Origin of the sequence: Mucilaginibacter sp. P25, assembly GCF_050859465.1 — a bacterium.
GTDB lineage: Bacteria > Bacteroidota > Bacteroidia > Sphingobacteriales > Sphingobacteriaceae > Mucilaginibacter > Mucilaginibacter gossypii.
Window position 1 is genome coordinate 1701771 of the sequence record NZ_CP193937.1, and the last position, 20253, is coordinate 1722023.

18 protein-coding genes and 2 pseudogenes are annotated in these 20253 nt (G+C 43.5%); 15 read left to right on the forward strand and 5 right to left on the reverse strand.

Going from position 1 to position 20253, the window contains the following annotated elements:
- The first annotated feature begins 47 nt into the window (after positions 1–47).
- On the forward strand, positions 48–1139 hold the full coding sequence (locus ACRQ5D_RS09000) for a hypothetical protein (protein WP_091173172.1): 1092 nt from the start codon (positions 48–50) through the stop codon (positions 1137–1139).
- A gap of 83 nt (positions 1140–1222) precedes the next feature.
- Here the strand turns inward: ACRQ5D_RS09000 and ACRQ5D_RS09005 are convergent, their stop codons facing one another.
- The 3 genes and pseudogenes from ACRQ5D_RS09005 to ACRQ5D_RS09015 form a co-directional block, all read right to left on the reverse strand.
- A complete protein-coding gene (locus tag ACRQ5D_RS09005; RefSeq protein ID WP_143020850.1) occupies positions 1223–2617 on the reverse strand; it encodes a hypothetical protein in 1395 nt (464 codons plus the stop codon).
- Between the two features lie 233 nt (positions 2618–2850).
- The gene (locus ACRQ5D_RS09010) at positions 2851–3396 is read right to left on the reverse strand and encodes a ferritin-like domain-containing protein (protein WP_091173178.1); all 546 of its coding nucleotides are present in this window, start codon (positions 3394–3396) and stop codon (positions 2851–2853) included.
- 243 nt (positions 3397–3639) lie between these two features.
- Positions 3640–4409, reverse strand: a pseudogene (locus tag ACRQ5D_RS09015) (Ku protein).
- 421 nt (positions 4410–4830) lie between these two features.
- Between ACRQ5D_RS09015 and ACRQ5D_RS09020 the strand changes: the two are divergent.
- Together ACRQ5D_RS09020 and ypfJ are read left to right on the forward strand one after the other, a co-directional pair.
- Positions 4831–5529, forward strand: coding sequence for an SIMPL domain-containing protein (locus ACRQ5D_RS09020; RefSeq protein ID WP_321556125.1), 699 nt, complete (start codon positions 4831–4833; stop codon positions 5527–5529).
- A gap of 115 nt (positions 5530–5644) precedes the next feature.
- Positions 5645–6495 (forward strand): annotated as a pseudogene (ypfJ, locus tag ACRQ5D_RS09025) (KPN_02809 family neutral zinc metallopeptidase).
- A gap of 714 nt (positions 6496–7209) precedes the next feature.
- Here the strand turns inward: ypfJ and ACRQ5D_RS09030 are convergent.
- The gene (locus tag ACRQ5D_RS09030) at positions 7210–8154 is read right to left on the reverse strand and encodes an NADP-dependent oxidoreductase (protein WP_091173197.1); all 945 of its coding nucleotides are present in this window, start codon (positions 8152–8154) and stop codon (positions 7210–7212) included.
- A 465-nt stretch (positions 8155–8619) separates the two neighbouring features.
- Between ACRQ5D_RS09030 and ACRQ5D_RS09035 the strand changes: the two genes are divergently transcribed.
- The 11 genes from ACRQ5D_RS09035 (at position 8620) to ACRQ5D_RS09085 (ending at position 17025) form a co-directional block, all read left to right on the forward strand.
- Positions 8620–9015, forward strand: coding sequence for a (deoxy)nucleoside triphosphate pyrophosphohydrolase (locus tag ACRQ5D_RS09035; RefSeq protein WP_091173200.1), 396 nt, complete (start codon positions 8620–8622; stop codon positions 9013–9015).
- A gap of 127 nt (positions 9016–9142) precedes the next feature.
- On the forward strand, positions 9143–9751 hold the full coding sequence (locus ACRQ5D_RS09040) for a hypothetical protein (RefSeq protein WP_091173203.1): 609 nt from the start codon (positions 9143–9145) through the stop codon (positions 9749–9751).
- Positions 9726–10043 carry a DUF262 domain-containing protein gene (locus ACRQ5D_RS09045; protein ID WP_432328677.1) on the forward strand — a complete coding sequence of 106 codons (318 nt, stop codon included), beginning with the start codon at positions 9726–9728 and terminating at the stop codon, positions 10041–10043. Before ACRQ5D_RS09040 ends, ACRQ5D_RS09045 begins: the two co-directional genes overlap by 26 nt.
- On the forward strand, positions 10028–10798 hold the full coding sequence (locus ACRQ5D_RS09050; protein ID WP_432328679.1) for a hypothetical protein: 771 nt from the start codon (positions 10028–10030) through the stop codon (positions 10796–10798). The genes ACRQ5D_RS09045 and ACRQ5D_RS09050 overlap by 16 nt, the downstream gene beginning before the upstream one ends.
- Before the next feature lie 9 nt (positions 10799–10807).
- Positions 10808–11584: an HNH endonuclease gene (locus ACRQ5D_RS09055; RefSeq protein ID WP_091173210.1), complete on the forward strand. Its 777-nt coding sequence runs from the start codon at positions 10808–10810 to the stop codon at positions 11582–11584.
- 52 nt (positions 11585–11636) lie between these two features.
- Complete coding sequence (locus tag ACRQ5D_RS09060; protein WP_091173214.1) at positions 11637–11954, forward strand: hypothetical protein; 318 nt, start codon at positions 11637–11639, stop codon at positions 11952–11954.
- Between the two features lie 551 nt (positions 11955–12505).
- Positions 12506–13189, forward strand: coding sequence for a DUF6134 family protein (locus tag ACRQ5D_RS09065; RefSeq protein ID WP_091173217.1), 684 nt, complete (start codon positions 12506–12508; stop codon positions 13187–13189).
- Between the two features lie 23 nt (positions 13190–13212).
- Entirely contained in the window at positions 13213–13851 is a 639-nt protein-coding gene (locus ACRQ5D_RS09070) for an RNA polymerase sigma-70 factor (RefSeq protein ID WP_091173219.1), read from the forward strand.
- Positions 13848–14840, forward strand: coding sequence for a FecR domain-containing protein (locus ACRQ5D_RS09075; RefSeq protein WP_091173222.1), 993 nt, complete (start codon positions 13848–13850; stop codon positions 14838–14840). Before ACRQ5D_RS09070 ends, ACRQ5D_RS09075 begins: the two co-directional genes overlap by 4 nt.
- Before the next feature lie 432 nt (positions 14841–15272).
- Positions 15273–15905 carry an STN and carboxypeptidase regulatory-like domain-containing protein gene (locus tag ACRQ5D_RS09080; RefSeq protein ID WP_432328682.1) on the forward strand — a complete coding sequence of 211 codons (633 nt, stop codon included), beginning with the start codon at positions 15273–15275 and terminating at the stop codon, positions 15903–15905.
- Between the two features lie 40 nt (positions 15906–15945).
- Positions 15946–17025: a hypothetical protein gene (locus ACRQ5D_RS09085; RefSeq protein WP_432328684.1), complete on the forward strand. Its 1080-nt coding sequence runs from the start codon at positions 15946–15948 to the stop codon at positions 17023–17025.
- A gap of 106 nt (positions 17026–17131) precedes the next feature.
- On the opposite strand, the gene ACRQ5D_RS09090 is transcribed toward ACRQ5D_RS09085, so the two are convergent.
- Complete coding sequence (locus ACRQ5D_RS09090) at positions 17132–18661, reverse strand: Do family serine endopeptidase (protein ID WP_091173229.1); 1530 nt, start codon at positions 18659–18661, stop codon at positions 17132–17134.
- A 191-nt stretch (positions 18662–18852) separates the two neighbouring features.
- Between ACRQ5D_RS09090 and dapF the strand changes: the two genes are divergently transcribed.
- Entirely contained in the window at positions 18853–19638 is a 786-nt protein-coding gene (gene dapF, locus ACRQ5D_RS09095; RefSeq protein ID WP_176844547.1) for a diaminopimelate epimerase, read from the forward strand.
- Positions 19639–20253 lie beyond the last annotated feature (615 nt).

Here is a 20253-nt window from a genome sequence, read left to right on the forward strand (position 1 = left end):
AAAGATTTATTCCCTGCGTACCTTTAGGCACCTTACCTATAAAAACGATGAAATATTTTCTGCTGCTTATCTGCCTGCTGCCCGCCGGGCTTGTGTTTGGTCAGTCGAAACTGCCGGTAATCAAAGCCACTTCTAAAAAAGTAGCCATCAATGACGGTGGATTTTTAGATAAAAATGCATGGTCGCTTTCGCCAAAAACACGACCGGACGTTTATACTGCCGATAGGACCCGGGCGACAAAGTGGGTAACTTTTTATACCGACATCGATTCGATAAGGGTAAAGGTTAAGCCCGGTACAAGGTATAACTTCGTTATCCTGCTTAACGGTAAGGATTCATGTTATACACAAATTGCAAGCGCTATACCGCCGGCGGCCAAACATGAAGCCCGAATCAGCAAAAACGATACTATTCCGTTTAAACTTACAGCCTACGGCGCCATAGCGGTAAAGGCCGTGATGAATGATACCGACACGTTAAACCTGCATTTTGACCTGAGCTCATTTGACTTTCATTTAACAAGGGATGCCATATTAAATAAAACGAAACTGCTGCCTAACCAGGCTGATGTTTTGGCCGGTAAAGCAAAGCCAAATTTTAATGAAATGAGCAAAGCTTTGAAGCTGCAAATCGGCACATCAGTTTGGCACAACCTGGAAATGTTGCCCACAAACATAACCTCGACTGGAATGGACGGCCGTTTTGGCTGGAACCTGTTTGAGGGTAAACAGGTAGAGGTTGATTATGATAACAACCGTATCATCATCCGCGATAAAATGCCTAAAAACTTAAAAGGTTATGAACGCTCGAAGATTGGGTTTATCCATTCGTTCCCATATGTTACCGGTACGTTTGAAATAGACGGCAAAAAATACACCGGCAATTTTTCTATGGATACCGGATCCGAACAGTCATTGATACTGGATAGTGAATGGGCTGTTAAAAATAATTTCCCCAGGGATCTTAAACTCATCAAGTCATCCACAATCAGCGATCCGCGCGGGGTAAAATATGAAATGAAGATTGTAGAAACACCATTGTTCAGGCTCAATAGCTTTCCTGTTAGTAATGTACCGGCCATTATGCTGAACAATAAAAACCCGATGGGTTTTGAAATTAATTATTTAGGTAACGGGTAGCTAAAACGGTTCAATATGATCCTCGATTTTAAAAGTGATTACCTGTACCTGAAGCCCAATAAATTATCTACCTGAAATAGAATTTAGTTTCCGGCAGGTACCGCCCAGCTTTGCCCGTCTAAAACCGGGTTCACATCCATGCTCTCGTATTGAATATTGAGCTTTTGCTGGCCGCTTGTTGTGGCTTCACGATATGGAATAGTAATACCCTGTACCGGCCGAAGATCTGATAGCATAGCGAACAGGGTTTTGTCGCCTACCTTATAGCCGTAAGCCATTAGTTGGTTTTGATTATTTATGGCAAACACGTATTCGTTGCCATTTAACCTGCATTGAACCGTATACATATCATTATCGGGGATTTTTTGTGTATTGATGACCTGCATTTGATCAAGTGATGATCTGCGTAACCCAATAACCCCGGTGTATAAGGCGGTTTTTATCTCGGCAACGTTATTGGCCGGAAGATCGGACTTGTTGCCGCTGCTCCACTGCCATCCGTTACTGCCTTCGGTTTGTTGCACCGAAACCGGTTTGCCGTTTTTCCATATTTCAACGCGTACCTTGCTGTTGGGGATATCAATCAGCTCAACAACTTTTAACCCCGAAACGGAACCCGTTAACCGGGCGGTTTTCAGGGCATTCAGTTTATCGCCTCCATGGGCGGCATTGGCTTTTAAAAGCAGGGTTTTTCCATTTGGCACGGCGGCATTGCTTGTATTTGCGGCGGAGTTTTCGGAAGTTTTTTTAGCCGCGGTTGATGATTTGGTATTGTTAGCGGTGGTATTGTCATCGTTGTCTACAAAAAATACCCGCCCGTCAACTACAGCCATACGGGTTTTACCGCCCATATCACAAAAAAAGCTGTGTAGTTCGGTATGGCCATCGGTATAGGTAAGTGTAAGCACCCCCTTGTTTATTTTATAGGTGCCGGCGCCGTCCCGGCTGCTTGAGCTGCCACCGCCAACATTTTCGCCGGCTACAACCGAGCCCGAATAGCGCGAATTGCTAAAATGCCCCTTGCCATCGAAATTTAATCCCTGTGTGCTTAAAGCGCCTACATAAGTTGTACCATAGGCAGCGCCGCCACCGCCCATAGCGCTGATGAACGAGTAATAGCCCGGAGGTATAATGTTCCCCTGAAGTTTAAACAGTTCATGTGCATAGTTGGAAAGGCTTCCATATTTGGTTATGCCATAAACAGACGAGCTTTTAGTATATTTAAGTGTTACCTCTCCTTTGCTTATGGTGTAATGCCCGCTTACGCTGGTTTGCCAGTCGGCACTGTTAAGCGAAGAATTGAAAGTACCATCAGGTCTGAATAATATAGCTACGTCAGTTCTGTTCATGCCGCCGCCAAATATCGGACTTGGCGAAAACTCGCATCCGGCATAAACGCCATCTAATTTATCCTGGGCAAAAACATTATCGTAAAGGCAAAATAAAAAGGCGAATAGTACCAGGAGGAATTGTTTCATAGGGCGTCGGTTTTTTGTTGGTAAACCGTGTTTGCCGCTTATTGTTTGTGGAAATGCTTTAATTAATATGTAATTAATGTTGGTGCTGCTTAATATAAGGTGACATGTCATTTCGACGATGAACGAGGAAAAATCTTATGCGCTAAGTTCATCGATTAGCAACAACACGCTCAAATAAAAAACGGCCGCGAGGAATAATTCCCCCACGACCGCTCTTAAAAAACTAATAAACGTTAAGCTTTTTCGGCTTTTGATGCCTGGTTGATACCGGCTTCGGCAATTTGTGTGAGCAGGCTGTCGCAGGTTTTTTCTTCCTGAAGGGTTGAATCAAGCAGTTCGGCCGCGTGGTCATAGCCCAGCACGCCGGCCAGTGTGCGGAGGGTGCCGTATGACGCTATTTCGTAATGCTCAATTTTTTGAGCTGCAGAAATAATACCGGCATCACGGGTAATACTGCCTTTTTCGGTTTCTGATATAATTTCTTCACCTTCTTTGATGAGGCCAGCCATCGCCTCACATTTTACAGCCACGGCTTTTTGGCCAATGGAAGCAAATGCATCTTCCAAACGAATCACCTGCCGCTCGGTTTCGGCCAGGTGGCTTTCGATAGCCGAGCGTAATTCATCGGATGTTGCCGCTTTAGCCATTTTAGGCAGTGCTTTTGTAAGATGTTTTTCGGCCCAGTAAATGTCTTTTAATTCATCAATAAATAATTCATTCAGTGCCGATTCCTGCACATCATTAGTTTGTTCGGGTGTTTTTACTTTAGTAGTTGCCATGATAGATGTTTTAATGTTTTTGTGAGATAAACACTACAAACACAAAGCCAAAACTTATTCTTTTAAAAATAAAATTAATTATTAGGATAATTTATTCGTAATATCTGAAGGATTTTATCTTCTTAAAAAAACAGCTTTCCAAACATTTCCAACCATGAGTTCTGAAAACAACACATGTTGACTCTTTTTGAGGAATATTTCAATTACAGACTTAAAACTTTCAACTCCGTACTTCCGGCTTCATTAAGCCCCTTTCTTGCTTTTTAAACTGGCCATCAGCTGGTCGTACAAATCGTCACTACCTGTTTTGCGGGGTTTAAGCTTTTTAACTTTGGCGCGTTTACCTTTTGATTTGGCCTCGATGATCCTGAGCAGCTCATCATTATACTCGTCTTTAAATTTAGACACATCAAAATCTTCGGCGTATTGATTTATAAGGGTGAGGCCCATATCCAGTTCCTTTTTACTTACCTCAATCTTATCGGGCAGGTTAAGATCATCGGTATCACGAATCTCCTGCCCAAAGCGGATGCGGGTTACTACCAGTACATTTTTAAGCGGGTGAACGATACAAAGGCTTTCGGTGCTGCGCAGCACAAAACGGGCCAGCCCTGCTTTTTTGATTGCGTAAGTGCCTGGATAAGCAGGGCATAGGCTTTGTTGTTTTTGGTATCGGGCTCGGTATAGTATGATGTTTCGTAAAACATGGGGTTTACATCGGCAATATCTACAAAGCTTTCAATTTCAATTACCTTGCTTTTTTCGGGCGCTGCATCCTCAAAGTCCTGTTCGTCCATGATCACGTAATCTTCATCAAGCTTATAGCCTTTTACAATTTTATCGTAGGGGACTTCCTTGTGGGTATTTTCGTTTACCCGCTGAAAACGGATGCGTGCATGATCACGGCTATCCAGCATATCAAAATCAAGCGAACTGGTTTGTACTGCCGAATATAATTTAACGGGGATGCTCACCAATCCAAAACCTATCGAACCTTTCCATATCGATCTCATAGCTAAACGTTATTAAATGTGCTGTAATATAACCATTAAGGATGGAAAGGGTTTGGAAAAGGGAAGTAAGTTGTTGTGTGCTAAAAGGTAAAAGTATGGCATCGTGAGAACTCCCTCTTGAGAGTAATAACCCATTAAAAGACATAAGTAAGGAATTAAACACCCTATCGACTCACCCCGACATCGCTACGCTTGTCACCCCTCTCTACGCAAGCGTAAAGAGGGGACTTTTCTTTGCCCTCTTTACGCCAAAGGCGAAGAGAGGGGTGACAAGCGTAGCGCAGACCGGGTGAGTCAACTATGCGTCAGGCCGCCGGTTTATTTACAAGCATACCAATGGCTTAGCAATTAATTGTAGCCTTACTGTTACACATTAAACTAAATACACGTTACCTTAGTCATAACATCAAATAATATACACATGAAAAAGCTATTTATCCTTGCCGCACTATTAGCAACTACCATTGGCGCATTTGCCCAAAACGTTGACCTTAGGCGTAAAATTGAAGTTACCGGCATCGCCGAGCAGGAGGTTACTCCTGATATTATAAACGTGACCATATCACTACAGGAATACATGGACGGCAAAAAGCACATTGCCATTAACGACCTGGAAGATCAGCTGGAAAAAGCCGTTAAAGACGCCGGCATTCCATCGTCAGATTTTACGGTGAACAATGTATCTGCCTGGAACAATACCTATCAAAAGAAAAAAGCACCCGACTTTTTGGCCAGCAAACAATACGGCCTGCGTGTGCGCGACCTGAACAAGTTTAACCAGATCATGTCGAAAATTGATCCTAAAGGGATTCAGGCTACCAATATTGAAAGCTACGACTATTCAAAAATGGCCGATTTAAAGCGCGACCTTAAAATAAAAGCGCTGTTGGCCGCACGTGATAAAGCAACCTACCTGTTGGCTGCCCTTGGCGAAAAGCTGGGTGGTGCTATCAATATTACCGAAAGCGATAACAGCAGCTTTCCGCAACCAAGGATGTATGCTGCCAATGTGATGACATTCAAAGCATCGGCAGACAGCAATGTTGGCGATTCGGATATCAGTTTCAAAAACATCAAACTAAGTTTCCAGATCCAGGCGGTGTTTGAGATTGTGAAATAATCTCGTCCCCCTAAAGGGGGAGTTAAAAAATCTGAAGCCTCTGTTAAAACAAACAGGGGCTTTTTTCATTATCTTGTATAAAAAACTCCCCCTTTAGGGGGCCGGGGAGCAACATATGCAATGGTTTGGCAGACGCGAAAGCGATAACGTAGATGATGAACGCGGTGGTGGCGGCGGCAGGTTAGCCATTGGCGGTGGCGTACTTGGTATTATAGCAGCCGCTATTTATTTTTTACCGGGGTCGATCCTTCGGCGCTGTTTAACCAGGTAGCAACCAACCAGCCGGCCCGGCAGGAGCAAACCGTTAATAACGGCCCCGAAGATGAAGGCAAGAAATTTGTGCGCGTGGTTTTGGCCGATACCGAAGATATCTGGACAAAACTGTTTAACGACATGGGCCGTACTTATGAAAAGCCGCGTTTAACCCTATTTAGCGATTATGTACAGTCAGCTTGCGGTAATGCCAGCTCGGCAAGCGGTCCGTTTTATTGCCCCGGCGATTCGCGGGTATATATTGATCTTTCTTTTTACGATGAGTTGAAGAACCGTTTCGGTGCCGCCGGCGATTTTGCGCAGGCTTATGTGATAGCGCACGAAGTTGGCCATCATGTACAAAATCTTTTGGGAATCTCACAGAAAATGGATCAGGCACGGTCAAGATTGAGCGAACGCGCATACAATAAGCTTTCAGTAAAACTGGAGCTCCAGGCCGACTTTTATGCCGGCGTTTGGGCGCATTACGAAAAAACCATGAAAAACGTGCTCGACAAAGGCGACATAGAAGAAGCCCTGAACGCGGCCAACGCCATAGGTGACGATCGGCTGCAGAAACAAGCACAGGGCCATGTAGAGCCCGATAGTTTTACGCATGGCACCAGCGCCCAGCGGATGTACTGGTTTAAAAAAGGTTTCGACACCGGGGATATTAACCAGGGAGATACTTTTGGAAACGGGGATTTGGATTGATTAGTTTATTGGCTCAATAGTTCAGTTGTTCATTGGTGGGAGGGCGTTGAGGTTAGGAAAGGGCTTTTGTGGTTTTATAACAAACATCGTCGCCCTCTTGGCCGGGCGGGGGCCAGTCACTTTTTCCTTGATGAAAAAGTAACCAAAAACCGAGCGGAGCGAGCTCATGAGCACCTACAAAGCAAAACAACCTTGCGAATAAATCAAGACAAAAAAATGCTTCTCCCCGCAGGCCATACTCCCAGGCCCGCTTTTTTGTCGGCCCAACGCACTTTTGTTTTGGGTTTGATAACAATATTTCACGGTTCTTATCTTAATTCTTGACTCTTACCGTCTTGCTTCTTCCTCACCCCGTCGGCAGGTAAGCTTCGGGTGAAAGCGGGCAGAACAATTGTGGCCTTGTGTGGCTGCAGGGGCATAGCAAGTTTTTGCAGAAGCCGGGGCAATGAGCGGGTGAAGCAGGGCAAAATAATTGCAGCCCGTGGTTCTGCCCGGTTTGCAGGGCAAAGGCCCTGTGCGGCAAAGAAGCCTATCTGCTGACTTGACTTTTTGGTTACTTTTGTGTCAAGACAAAAGTAACAGCCAACCCGCGGCGATTGAGCGGGGCCGATGTTAGTTAAATACAACTAAGGTCTTTTAAAAGAGCAATAGCGGACTTGGCGCCCGGCTCGGTACAGCATGCGATTGCCACGCTATCGCTCGCAATGACATATTTTATTGAAATACCAACACCACTTTCCCAACCGTTCTCCCACTTTCTAACTGCAAATGCGCATCGGCCATTTGCTCAAACGGAAATACTTTGGATACGTGCGATTTAATGATCCCTTTTTGCAGTAATCCCGCAATGGTGGCCATATTTTCAGCATTGGGTTTTACCCTGGTGTTGTGGCCATTGATGCCCAGCGCGTTGGCTTTGGGGGTAACGGTTTCGTTCATGCCGGAAACGATGCTTATAATGGTGCCGCCTTTTTTCATCACCTGCAGCGAGCGGTCAATGTATTCGCCGCCAATGGTGTCAAGCACAAAATCGATATTGCCGGTAGCGGTTTCAAAGGGCTGCGCTTTATAGTCGATATGCTCATCGGCACCAAGGCCCAACACAAAATCGCGGTTGGCAGCCGAGGAAGTGGCGATAACATAGGCGCCCAAATGTTTAGCTATCTGCACAGCATAATGACCAACCCCGCCGGATGCGGCATGGATCAGTACCCGGTCGCCGGGTTTAACAGGTGCATTGGTGTGGAAAGCCTGCCAGGCAGTAAGCGCGGCAAGTGTAGCTGCGGCGGCCTCCTCATGACTGACGCCGGCTGGTTTCAGTGCAAGCTCATTAGCTTTGGCCTTAACATATTCGGCATAGGCTTTACCGGTTTTGGGGAAATCTATCATGGCAAAAACCTCGTCGCCGGGTTTAAAACCGGTAACATCCGCGCCCACTTCGGTGATCTCGCCCGAAATATCCCAGCCCAAAATAATCGGCGACTCGTCCTTAATAAGCCCTGCAACGCCTTTCCCCGAGCGGGTTTTAACATCCACAGGGTTTATGCTGATGGCTTTCAGTTTTACCAGCACTTCATCGGTAGCTATGGTTGGTACAGGGATTTCGGCAGGCACCAGGTTTTCAACCCCGCCAAAGTCTTTTAAAATTATTGCTTTCATGGGTGATGCGTTTTATAGGGTTAAAGTTATGTCACTATCAATAAAAAACGGGCATAAATGGGATATAATTTGGCGTTGCGCTTATATCCGACCCCAACTCCATGTTTTAGTAGGATGGTGATAGGCGTTGGGTAAATGGGTATACATCATCAGGTTTAAACATTGTTGTACTGACCTACATCGTCGCCCTCTTGGCCGGGCGGAGGACTTTACTTTACCTTAGATGCAAAGTAACCAAACATCAAGACAAAAAAATGCTTCCTCCCACGGGCCATACTCCCAGGCCCGCTTTTTTGTCGGGCCGACGCGCTTTTATTTGGAGTATTGTGATAGCCCTTGTTCCCTATTAAGCATTCCGCTTTTATCTTATTTCCCGGCTTTTGTTGTCTCGCATCCTTGATCTTATTGTCTTACTTCTTGATTCTAACAGTCTTGTTTCTTCTTGCAAAGCCTTATCTTAGAAACGTGATCAAAGTAACATGCGCTATTATTGTTAATGCCAACGGACTTGTATTTGCCGCCCAGCGGAGCGCAACCATGAGCCTGCCTTTAAAATGGGAGTTCCCCGGCGGTAAAATTGAACCCGGCGAAACCGCCGAAGCCAGCCTCATCCGCGAGATTAAGGAGGAGCTTCATGTGGATGTTGAAATTTTGAAGGCCCTGCCCGTCAATACGCACCAGTATCCCAATGTTAGCATACAACTGATTCCCTTTGTTTGTAGAATTACTTCTGGGCAGATTGTGTTAAAAGAGCATTTTGATTTTAAGTGGCTGCATAAAGATGAATTATTAGCTTTGGATTGGGCGGAGGCGGATGTGGCCGTGGTTGAATATTATATAGAATACAATAATATTAACTAATTTATCTTAAGAGATAATGCAAAACACATAATTCTATTGTGCCTATAGTCCCAACACATTTTTTTGATATTAGAATTAACTGATAATACTTATTGTTATATTGGCGAAATAACCGCCAACCTCAATTATGCGTGCTATTGATGGAATTAAATCCAGCATAAGAAATAAAGATCACATAAATGCTATAGCAAGAAAGCTATATTTATCTCATTATACGGAGATTTTTAAAGATAATGGAGACAAGGAGTTTTATATTAAAGATAAAATTGCTGCAGAATTCGACGTTCCATTTTCAAGCATTGCAGTTTCAGGATCAAGTAAAACTGGAATAAGTTTTTTTAAAGAGAAGTTATTTGTTCCAGGAGACTCGGATTTAGACATTGCTATCATTAGCCTTCCATTATTCAACAGATTTTCAGAAGTTGTTAACGATGTGTCAAAAGGTTACAGTGATTTTTCTGCCTTTCCTCTATACAGAGGCCGCTCCTCAATGAACCAGTTTAAATTTAACTTTATGAGAGGATATATTAATCCAGTCTTTATGCCGGATTGCGATTATAAGTATTGGCTCATCGATTTTTTCAATTCACTGTCGAACGAGCATTTTGATTTGTTCAAAAACATAACCGGTTGTATTTATGCTTCAGAATACTTTTTTGAATTTAAACAAGCTGAAAGCATTGAACTATATTTAAGAAATACAGAAAAATATGATAAAATATCAAGTAAGGTCTAAAGAGCTTATAGACGTTGTAAACGAAATTAAAAGCAGGAGACTTATAATGTCACCTTACTTTCAACGTAATTTAGTATGGCGACAAATTCATAAGATTGATTTTATAAAAACAATTTTATTAGGGTATCCTTTCCCCCAAATTTTTATCGCTAAAGGAAGCATTGATTTAAATACAATGTCCACAACTTCATGTATTGTTGACGGTCAACAAAGAATGAATGCAATTATCGAATATGTGAAAGGGAATTTAAAGTTGAAGGCAAGACCTTTGGTGAGTTGGATCCAAATATAAAGGAAGCTTTTCTTAAATACCAAGTTCCAATTATTGATTTAGACATTAACAATGATGCACCCGAAATAATAGAAATATTTCAGAGATTAAACAGAACTTTTTACTCATTATCGGCAATTGAAAAGTTATCTACTGAATATGCTCCTTCTGAATTCATGTTGCTTGCGAAACTGCTCACAAACGAGATAAAGTTTAATAAGGACGATGAAGATGATGACATTGATATTCCGCTTCAATTTGACCCAACAATACCGAATTCATTCATTGAATGGTCTAAAAGTGTAAAAGTTAAACACTATAATGAGTTAATTCTAAACGAGGGGATTTTCACTCCTTATGAATTGACGAGACAAGTGCATTTGATGTTTACGTTAAATATACTTGCTACCTTTACTGGTGATTTTTATAACAGAAACGAGTTTGTCACAAGGTATTTAAATGAATATTCCGAATCTTATGAAAAGAAAAACCTTGCTTTAGAATGTCTCGAACGAGCAGCAAATAAAATACTAAAGCTTAAACTGAAGAAAAAATCTTATTGGCTAAATAAGGCCAACGCTTTTTCTTTAATTAGCTTATTTGCAAAAAACATCGATGTTGTTGAAAAACTCGATGAAAAATCACTGAAAGAAAAACTGGATAATTTCGAAAATAATACGCCGGCTGACTATAAATTGGCGGCAAAAGAAGCTGTTAATAATAAAAGAGAAAGATTATTACGAAACCAATATCTTAAGTCAATTCTTCTCGAATAATTTTTAACCATGAAACAAGGCCAAACACTCTGGACAAAAGATGAGCTAACATTAGCCATCAACCTGTACACCAAATTGCTATTTGGCCAAATTCATCAAGGCAATCCTTTAATTATAGAACTTGCCGGTTTAATAGGCAGAACGCCGGGCTCGGTGGCTTTAAAGTTGGTGAACTTCGCAAGTTTAGATCCTGGTTTAAAACAGCGGAGTATTAAAGGCATGAGTAATGCCAGTAAGCTGGACAAGGAGGTTTGGGACGAGTACATGCACCGCTGGGATGAAAAATATATGGAAGGTGAAGTATTGCTGGCCCAAAAGAAGCATACAACTGTAGAGAAGTTATATGCCATTAACCTTGATGAATACAAGGAAAATGAAGGGCGGGAAGTTACACGGTCGGTTAAGGTGCGTTTAAATCAATCTATTTTCAGGGGAGCGGTACTTTCCAATTATAATAACCAATGTTGTATTACCGGCATCGCCATTCCAAGCTTGTTGGTCGCAAGTCACATAGCACCGTGGAGTAAAGACGAGGGCAATCGGCTAAATCCTCAAAATGGTTTCGCCTTAAACGCGCTGCATGATAAAGCTTTTGATAGGCACATGATAACCGTTACAGAAGATTTTAGGATCAAAGTTTCTCCCAAGTTTTATACTCAAAAAAACACACCGGCTATCAAACAAAACTTTATCGATATAGATGGCAAGTCGCTCCTTGAACCCAAGAAGTTTTATCCCAAAGCGGAGTTTTTAAAATTGCATAACGAGATTTTCGCAAGCCTGTAAAAGTTCACTTATCTCCGATTGACAAACGCCATCATACGGCATAACTTGCCGGATGCCCAATATTAAATTCAATTACCTCTACCGTGATGGCGGCAACTATAAAAACTTCAACAGCATTGTTTTTAACAACCCGCAAAATATACTGTTACCGGCATTAGAAGAATTGATCCGCTCCAAACTCATATCCCAACACTGGTTTTATGCCGATCAATGGCAGGTAGCCGATCTCCATTTCGACTCATGGGATAACGAACTTGATCATACCTTCCACGAATTTGAAAGTGTGGAGTATACAAATGAGGCAGCTGATAGTGGAATGGATTTGGCTTCGTTTATGTGCATTCTTCAAACGGTTGCAAATATCACATAGTCGCTAACCATTTTGCCGACATCAGCAAAATGGTTATTATAAAATAGTACTTAACCCCACACAAATGGTGGCGCTATATTGTCAGCATCCCAACCACCCCGCATCGCCTCAAGCCATTTTCGTTAAAAAACATCAAAAAAACACCAAAAAAATCCTTCTGCCGGCGCTGCCTCAACTAAGACTATATTTTACTCCTAAAAGTTTTAGTAATTGACTGTCAGTGTTTTGTCATTGTTTCAGTCGAAATATTAATTATTTGACTATCAGTATGTTTCATAAAAAAGATGTTCCGCGTTTTCACACTCAAAAAATGGAACACGCTTATTTTCGCAAAAACGGGCGGTGTGCTTTCTTCATTTTTTCGTGGGGAATCAAAAAATTGGGACACCCCATTTTTTTACTTATATTTGAAATTATATAATACATATAGGCATAGTAGTAATTTAATTAATCGAACAAAATAATGCAAAGGCATAGGGGTAAAAGTTTAGAGTGTTGTAATAAAGTAAACGCGTTAAAAGCTTTATTCAATCACTTTAAAATGACAACCCATGATACCCGCTTTAATAATTTGGTTATTTAAAAAATATATCCGGCCTGCCCTTCAAAATAAAACTTTCCCAACGTTCAATATCTTCGGTCCGCTAAAATGGGCGGCTATGGTGGTGGCCTTGCTATGCCTCGCTGTGGGCGCCCTGGCACAGGAGCAAACGGTTAAATACAATGTGCTGCACAGCGGCAAAGTGGTTGGCCACATGAACCTGTATCAAAAGCGCCAGGGCGATGAGCTGTACCTCAAAATGATCTCCGAAGTTAAAATGCGCTTTATTTTCAGCATCAAGGTGGAGATCCAGGAGGAGAGCACTTTTAATAATGGCAAGCTCATCAGTTCGCAGGTGTGCAGAAATGTCAATGGTTCAGAAAAATGCAACCGCCAAACCAAAGCCGTGGCCTCAGGCTACCAAACCACCGCCGAAGGCAAATGCGGAAAAACGGTTGATCAAAAGCAAATAGCCGCCAACCTCATGCTGCTATACTGCCACGAGCCTGCAGACCAGGCGCAGGTGTACTCGGATAACTTTCAGCAGTTTCTGCAGGTTAAACAGGTGAGCCCGCATGTATACCGTATTGATCTGCCCGATGGTAATTACAATTTCTACAGCTATACCAATGGTGTGTGCAGCAAGGTGGATATTCATCATTCGTTATACACTATCCAGATCCAACTGGCCTGATTTATTTTTAACATTTGGGTACTATGAATTTAACGGCCAAACAAGCTATCTTTAGCGCTAACATCTACACCTTAAAAGTGGAATACAGCGATAGCACGGCCATTGGTTTAATTAAACAAGGAAGCCAGAAAGCTTTTGAGCGGCTTTTTAAAGATCACTTTAAAAGTCTGCACGCCTATGCCTACACTTTTTTAAAGGATGATGAAATGGCCGAAGAGATAGTACAAAACGTATTTTGCCGCATTTGGGAAAAACGCGATCAGCTTAAAACCGATGGCAGTATCAAGGCTTATCTGTACCGATCTGTACATAACGAAAGTTTGAACTATTTAAAGCACCAGAAGGTACGTGCCAATTTCGGCGTTTATTATGCCGATGAAATGGAGCAGGTTGGCAACGATGATTCGGCCTCAAAGAAGCTGCTTACGGCCGAGCTGCAAAAGCATATTGAAAAAGCCCTGAGCGAACTGCCCGAGCAATGCCGCATCATTTTTCAGCTGAGCAGGTTTGAGCAGCTTAAATATCAGCAAATTGCCGATCATATGGGTCTTTCGATCAAAACCATCGAAAACCAGATGGGCAAAGCGCTGCGGGTAATGCGCCAAAAATTGGCTGAGTTTTTACCCATTATTTTATTGTTATTTATTAATTGGTTTGTATGAGCTATACCGGTATGCCCATAGATGATGATTTGCTGGTGAAATACCTGGTTGGCGAAGCCACGCCCGCCGAGGTTGAAGCTATACAGAACTGGATTGCCGCTTCGCCTGCTAACAGACAGGAATATGATAATTTTAAACTGATCTGGGATGAGAGCCAATATATAGCCTCAACCAAAAATTTGGATGAGGATGCCTCCTACTTCCGCCTGCAAAAAAGGCTGAATAATACCGGCCCGGCTACAGCTAAACCGGCACCAGTGCGTAAAATGAAAGCCAGCTGGTGGGTAGGCATTGCGGCATCATTGCTGTTAGTTTGCACCGTGACCTGGTTAACTATAAGCCATTATTACGATAACCGGAACATTGCTTTTATCAAAGTAGAAAGCGAAGCTAAAACCCGCGAGCAAACCCTGCCCGATGGTTCGATAGTTACCATGAACAGCCATAGTACGCTTATTTACCCTGAAAAGTTTACAGGCAAAATCCGTCCGGTTACTATGCTGGGCGAGGCTTTCTTTAAAGTAACACCCGATAAAACAAAACCTTTTATAATTAGGGTGAACGGTGTAACGGTTAGGGTGGTTGGCACGTCATTCAATGTAAAAAGCCGCGATGGCAAAACGCAGGTGATTGTTGAAACGGGCATTGTTAACGTAAGCGAGAAAAACAAAAATGTAAACCTCAATCCCGGCGAAAAGGTACTGGTTACCGGCAAAGATGGCCTGCAGGCTAAGGAAAGCATAAAAGGGCGTTTATATAATTACTATGCAACCCATGAACTGCTTTGCGATGAAACCCCGCTAAATGAGCTGGTTGGCTCATTAAATGAAGTGTACGGGGCTCACATAGTTATCGGTAATAAAGCCATTGCTAACCTGCCTATCACTACGGTGTTTAAAGATCAGTCGTTAGATCAGGTGTTGGTTGTGATCTCCGAAACGTTCAAGATCAAAGTGGAGCGCGGGAAAAAGGGGATTGTGTTGAAGTAAGGGATTGTATGCAGTGGCCAGTCATCCTGAGTAAATTAAATCCGGAGGCCTCTGAAGTGAAATGACATTTACACTACCCGTCATCCCGAATTTATTTCGGGATCCCACGCGCTGAGCGGCTATGCAAGCGGCCTTGCATGTGGGGTGCTGAAACAAGTTCAGCATGACTGTATTTTTTATTATGTCATGGATAGCCTGTCGAAGGACGCGCGTAGAGGCCCAGCCCACCATGCTTCGACGGAGCTCAGCATGACATCCCTTTAAAAGCGTCATTGCGAGGCACGAAGCAATCCTCGATTAGCAGATCGGCCATGTAAACCGCTCTGTACAGTTAGGGATTGCTTCGTGCCTCGCAATGACGTGGTGGAGTAATTGGCTACGAGATTGCCACGCTGCACTCGCAATAACATGGTTTATTAGAATACTATTTTTATGTTGTATAAACTACATCGTTACCTAAACTACACCATTGCCCTGCTGCTTCTCTCGGCCCTAACCGCCCGTGCCGATTCCATTCTCTCCAAAAACATATCCGTCCATGTAACCGAAATGCGACTGGGCACGGTGCTTAAAACCATCGAACAAAAAGGCAACTTCTACTTTTCATACAACAGCAACATTGTGAAAACCGACAGCCTGGTTACCATCAATGCTGATAACTGGACGATTAAAGAAGTGCTTGACCACATGCTTCGCTATCGCTTTGAGTATCGTGAAACAAAGAATTTTATTATCCTGAGATATGCGCCCTTACAACTCACCATAGTAACCGATAAAGCCGCTACCGATGGCGACAACTACAGCATCAGCGGTACCGTAACCGACGAGCAAACCGGTCATAACCTGCCTAATGCCAGTGTATATTCGCACGAACAATTGCAATCGGTATTGACCGACAAGGAAGGCCATTTTGATATGATCGTCCGCAACGAAGGCCAGCCGATCACCTTAACAATAAGCAAAGAGTTTTATAAGGATACTACGGTTACTTTTTTAGCGGATGTTAATGTAAGGAGTACCGACACAACCCTGAAAAAAACGCAGCCTGCTGGGTTATATCCTTAGTGACGATTATTCGGGTGTCGAAAATACTTCGCTCGGTAGGTTGTTCCTTTCCACCAAGCAGCAGATCCAGGCGGCCAATCTCGGCGGGCTGATTGCACAGGCCCCCTTCCAGGCTTCGGCCATACCAGGCGTAAGCACTCACGGCAACTTCAGCGGACAGGTAGTAAATGTGGTTTCCCTCAATGCTGTAGGCGGCTATAATGCCGGGGTTGATGGCTTTGAAATGGGCATTATTTTCAATTTAGATAAAGGCGACGTTGGCGCGGTACAAATAGCCGGAATCTTTAATGTGGTGGGCGGCTCAGTAAATGGCATTCAGCTTGGTGGCTTGTACAATAACGTGCTGGGCAACGTGCGGGGCATTCAGCTGGCCCTGCTCCATAACAGCGTAAAACAAAACATGAATGGTTTGCAGTTGTCAGCACTTTACAACCATACCCGCGGATCAGTCAGGGGCATTCAGTTAGGGGCGATAGGCAATATTGCAGGCAAAAATTCCGACGCGTTACAACTGGGTGGGATTGGTAATATAGCACAGCAAAAGTTTGGCGGCTTGCAGGTGGCAGGCTTGTTTAATTATGCCAAACATCTTACCGGGGTGCAATTGGCGCTGGTGAACATAGCCGATACTTCTTCGGGATTTAGTATCGGGCTGTTGAATATTATCAACAGCGGTTATCATAAGCTCGCTATCTCCACTAACGAAACTCAAAATATCAACCTCGCCTTTAAAAACGGCAACAGCAAGCTGTACACCATTTGGCAGGGCGGTATGCGGGTTGATGACAACAGTAAATTATATTCATTTGGTTTGGGTTTCGGGCGGGAGTTTGGATTGGGGCAGCACCTGGCTATCAACACCGAAATAGGTTCAAGTTACCTGTACCAGGGTACCTGGTTAAAAACCAATCAGCTTAATAAGTTTAACCTTGATTTTACTTATAAGGTAAGCCGGAAGTTTTCCGTTTTCGCGGGGCCATCGTTAAATTTCCTTTATTCAGATCAGCGCGCACCTGTTGATGGTTACGCCTATGCGCGAGACCTGCATCATTCTTTTATCCGTGATAACAGGAACTGGAGCGGGTGGGTTGGATGGAGTTTTGGGGTTAATTTGTTTTAAGATGTGTTGGCTGATAACAGGCCTTAGTTGTATTTGACCAAATATAAAAAGAACCCCCTGATCTAAAAAGACCAAGGGGTTCACATGCAAAATCACTTAAAAAAGCTTATTGAGCCGGGAACGCGCTGCTGAAGTGCGAACCGTCAGGGTAGATTCCGGCAATGATGATATTGCCCTGGATAGGTTTTACAATTGCCTTGTCAATATCTTCGATACTGCTGATCGGCAGTTTGTTAATACTGGTGATCACCACGCCTTCAGGTATTTCGGCAGCGTCAAATAAGCCACCTTCACGCACCTGGGTAACCAGTACACCGGCGTTAACATGCAGCCTGTTCTTTTCGGCTGGAGTTAAAGCGTGGAAGCTTGCACCCAGTTTGTTAAACAGCTCCTCGGCCGATTTAGATGCCGCTATACGGTTTGATGGTGCTACGGCATCGCCTTTAAGCGTTACCGCGAAATCTTTGTTCTTACCATCGCGCAGTACAGTAACATTGATCTTATCGCCGGGTTGTAAACGGCCTACACGTTCCTGCAGATCAGATGATTCATATACCGGCTGACCCTCAACCTTAACAATGATATCGCCTTTGCGTAAGCCTGCCTGTTCGGCACCGCCGCCCGGTACAAGGTCGTTCACGTATAAACCGTTGGTGGTTGTTACGTCGAGCTTTTGGGCTACGTCCGGGTTAAGTTCGGTGAAAGTTACACCCACAAAACCGCGTTTTACTGTACCGAATTTCTTGATATCGTTCAGTACTTTTTTAGCCAGGTTAACCGGGATGGCAAAGCCATAGCCTTCGTATGAACCGGTGTGTGAAGCGATAGCGGCGTTAATACCGATCAGTTCGCCACGGGTGTTTACCAGGGCGCCACCGCTGTTGCCAGGGTTAATGGCCGCATCAGTTTGAATGAACGACTCGATAGCTTTGTTCAGCTTAGGAGTCGACTGGTTGCGGGTACGGCCGAACGGGTTGTCGTCATCACTGTTTTCGCTGCCGATGATACCAATATTACGGCCTTTGGCGCTGATGATACCGGCTGTAACGGTTGATGTTAAGTTAAAAGGGTTACCTACGGCTAAAACCCATTCGCCAACTTTAGCGTCATCGCTGTTGCCTAATTTTACAATTGGCAGGTTGTTAGCGCTAACTTTAATGAGGGCAAGATCTGTACTTGGGTCGGTGCCGATAACTTTGGCGCTGAAAGTACGGTGATCATTAGTAGCAACGGTAATTTTATCGGCCTTTTCAACCACGTGGTTGTTGGTTACAATGTAGCCATCGGGCGAAATGATAACACCAGAGCCTGATGCCATCTGTGGGCCTTGCGGACGCACCCGCTGACCAAACATATCGCCAAACATCTGCTCCAGTTGATCCTGTCCGCCGCTGCCTTTGTTAGTATAGGTTGTGCGGATGTAAACCACCGCCGGGGTTGCTGCAGCCGCTGCCTGGGTAAAATCAAGGTCGCCGGTTGATGAAACCGGAGCTGAGGGGTTGCTTGTAAAATATACCTTTTGCTTGTCTTCAAAGCTCAGGTTGTCAGAGTACTTGTTTTCGATAACCTTGTATACTCCTAAGGCCATCGCACCTCCAACAAAAGCGGTTAATAGTGTTAAACCAATCTTTTTCATTTATTATTTGCCTTTCTTATTATTAAGTTTACTTATTTTACAGATCAAATTTAATACCATATAGACGAGATAATCAATGATTAGTTATCCCGTTTTTTGTTAAAATTTGTTAAATAGATAAACATCGGCTATTTTAATTGTTAGCACGGGTTTTGTTGAAGACTAAAGAGGCTGATATTAACAGGATAATTGTGAAGATACATTTTTATAAATACCAGGGCGCTGGCAACGATTTTATTTTGATTGATAACCGCGATAACAGCGTTGATCATCATAATCCTAAGCTGATTTCGGGCCTGTGCGACCGTCGTTTCGGTATCGGTGGTGACGGTTTGATGCTATTGCAAAACAAAGAAGGGTACGATTTTGAGATGATTTATTATAACGCCGACGGCCAGCCGAGCAGTATGTGCGGCAACGGCGGGCGCTGTATTGTGGCCTTTGCCAAATTTTTAGGCGTTATTGAATCTGAAACTGAATTTTTGGCGGTAGATGGTCCGCATTATGCCAAAATTTCAGACGAAGGCGATTGGGTGAGCCTGCAAATGATCGATGTAAACGAAGTTAATACCGATGCCGACGCTTATGTGCTCAACACCGGCTCGCCACATTACGTAAAGCTGGTTGATGGGCTTGAACAGCGCAATGTTTACCAGGAAGGCCACGCTATCCGCAATAATGCCACTTACCGCAAAAATGGCATTAATGTAAATTTTGTTGAACCAATGGAGAAGGGCTACTTTGTTCGCACGTTTGAGCGTGGGGTAGAGGATGAAACCTTTGCATGCGGAACAGGAGTAACTGCCGTTGCCCTGGCCATGGCGCAGCACAAACAGCAAACCGGGCATATCACTACTCCGATAAAAGTATTAGGGGGCAACCTCAACATTCGTTTTGATTATGATGGCAAAGCTTTTACAGACATCTTTTTAGAAGGCCCTGCTGAAAGGGTTTTTGAAGGGGATGTTGTTATTTAGCACGAAAGCCAGGAAGCAAGAACCAAGATAAAAGAATATAAAACTATGACATTGCCGCGCTGCGTTCGCAATGAAGTGAGAAATTATCCGCTCCCGGGCGCTTAATGTACCGGTTTCAATAAGCTAAAAAATGTACCGTCCATAATAACATTGCCGATAGAGTCAAACACGGTTTTTCTGCTGGCCTCGGCTTTCATATCTTCTGCATAAAAAATATGGTCAACCCCCAGTGTTTTCAGGAATGGATCAACTTTGGAGTGCCATTTGTTTTTATAGCAGCAAATTTTAATGCCTTTGTATGACGGGTTTGTGCTTAAACGGCGAAGAATTTTTTCGATATCCTGAACAAGATAATCGTAATCAAGTATAAGCAGGTTGGGTTTGATCTCGTGTATTGCCGGAAAGATGGCCGCGGTGATTGAAATATGCTTAAAAACCTTGTTATTAGGTAATACCTCAAGGCCAACTACATGGGGGCAACCAACAGTACAACTTTAGACCGTACACGGATCATGATCAATCAATTAGGTGCTTAAAAGTAGTTCTTAAATTTCTACTTGTCAAGCATTTATTAATTAATTTAATAAAAACTATGCTCTTAAAATTAAATCTTCA

Bases quoted from the DNA above. Each gene is read 5' to 3' on its own strand.
- ACRQ5D_RS09000 (WP_091173172.1), top strand. From the start codon at position 48: ATGAAATATTTTCTGCTGCTTATCTGCCTGCTGCCCGCCGGGCTTGTG.
- ACRQ5D_RS09005 (WP_143020850.1), bottom strand. From the start codon at position 2,617: ATGAAACAATTCCTCCTGGTACTATTCGCCTTTTTATTTTGCCTTTAC.
- ACRQ5D_RS09010 (WP_091173178.1), bottom strand. From the start codon at position 3,396: ATGGCAACTACTAAAGTAAAAACACCCGAACAAACTAATGATGTGCAG.
- ACRQ5D_RS09020 (WP_321556125.1), top strand. From the start codon at position 4,831: ATGAAAAAGCTATTTATCCTTGCCGCACTATTAGCAACTACCATTGGC.
- ACRQ5D_RS09030 (WP_091173197.1), bottom strand. From the start codon at position 8,154: ATGAAAGCAATAATTTTAAAAGACTTTGGCGGGGTTGAAAACCTGGTG.
- ACRQ5D_RS09040 (WP_091173203.1), top strand. From the start codon at position 9,143: ATGCGTGCTATTGATGGAATTAAATCCAGCATAAGAAATAAAGATCAC.
- ACRQ5D_RS09045 (WP_432328677.1), top strand. From the start codon at position 9,726: ATGATAAAATATCAAGTAAGGTCTAAAGAGCTTATAGACGTTGTAAAC.
- ACRQ5D_RS09055 (WP_091173210.1), top strand. From the start codon at position 10,808: ATGAAACAAGGCCAAACACTCTGGACAAAAGATGAGCTAACATTAGCC.
- ACRQ5D_RS09060 (WP_091173214.1), top strand. From the start codon at position 11,637: ATGCCCAATATTAAATTCAATTACCTCTACCGTGATGGCGGCAACTAT.
- ACRQ5D_RS09065 (WP_091173217.1), top strand. From the start codon at position 12,506: ATGATACCCGCTTTAATAATTTGGTTATTTAAAAAATATATCCGGCCT.
- ACRQ5D_RS09070 (WP_091173219.1), top strand. From the start codon at position 13,213: ATGAATTTAACGGCCAAACAAGCTATCTTTAGCGCTAACATCTACACC.
- ACRQ5D_RS09075 (WP_091173222.1), top strand. From the start codon at position 13,848: ATGAGCTATACCGGTATGCCCATAGATGATGATTTGCTGGTGAAATAC.
- ACRQ5D_RS09080 (WP_432328682.1), top strand. From the start codon at position 15,273: ATGTTGTATAAACTACATCGTTACCTAAACTACACCATTGCCCTGCTG.
- ACRQ5D_RS09090 (WP_091173229.1), bottom strand. From the start codon at position 18,661: ATGAAAAAGATTGGTTTAACACTATTAACCGCTTTTGTTGGAGGTGCG.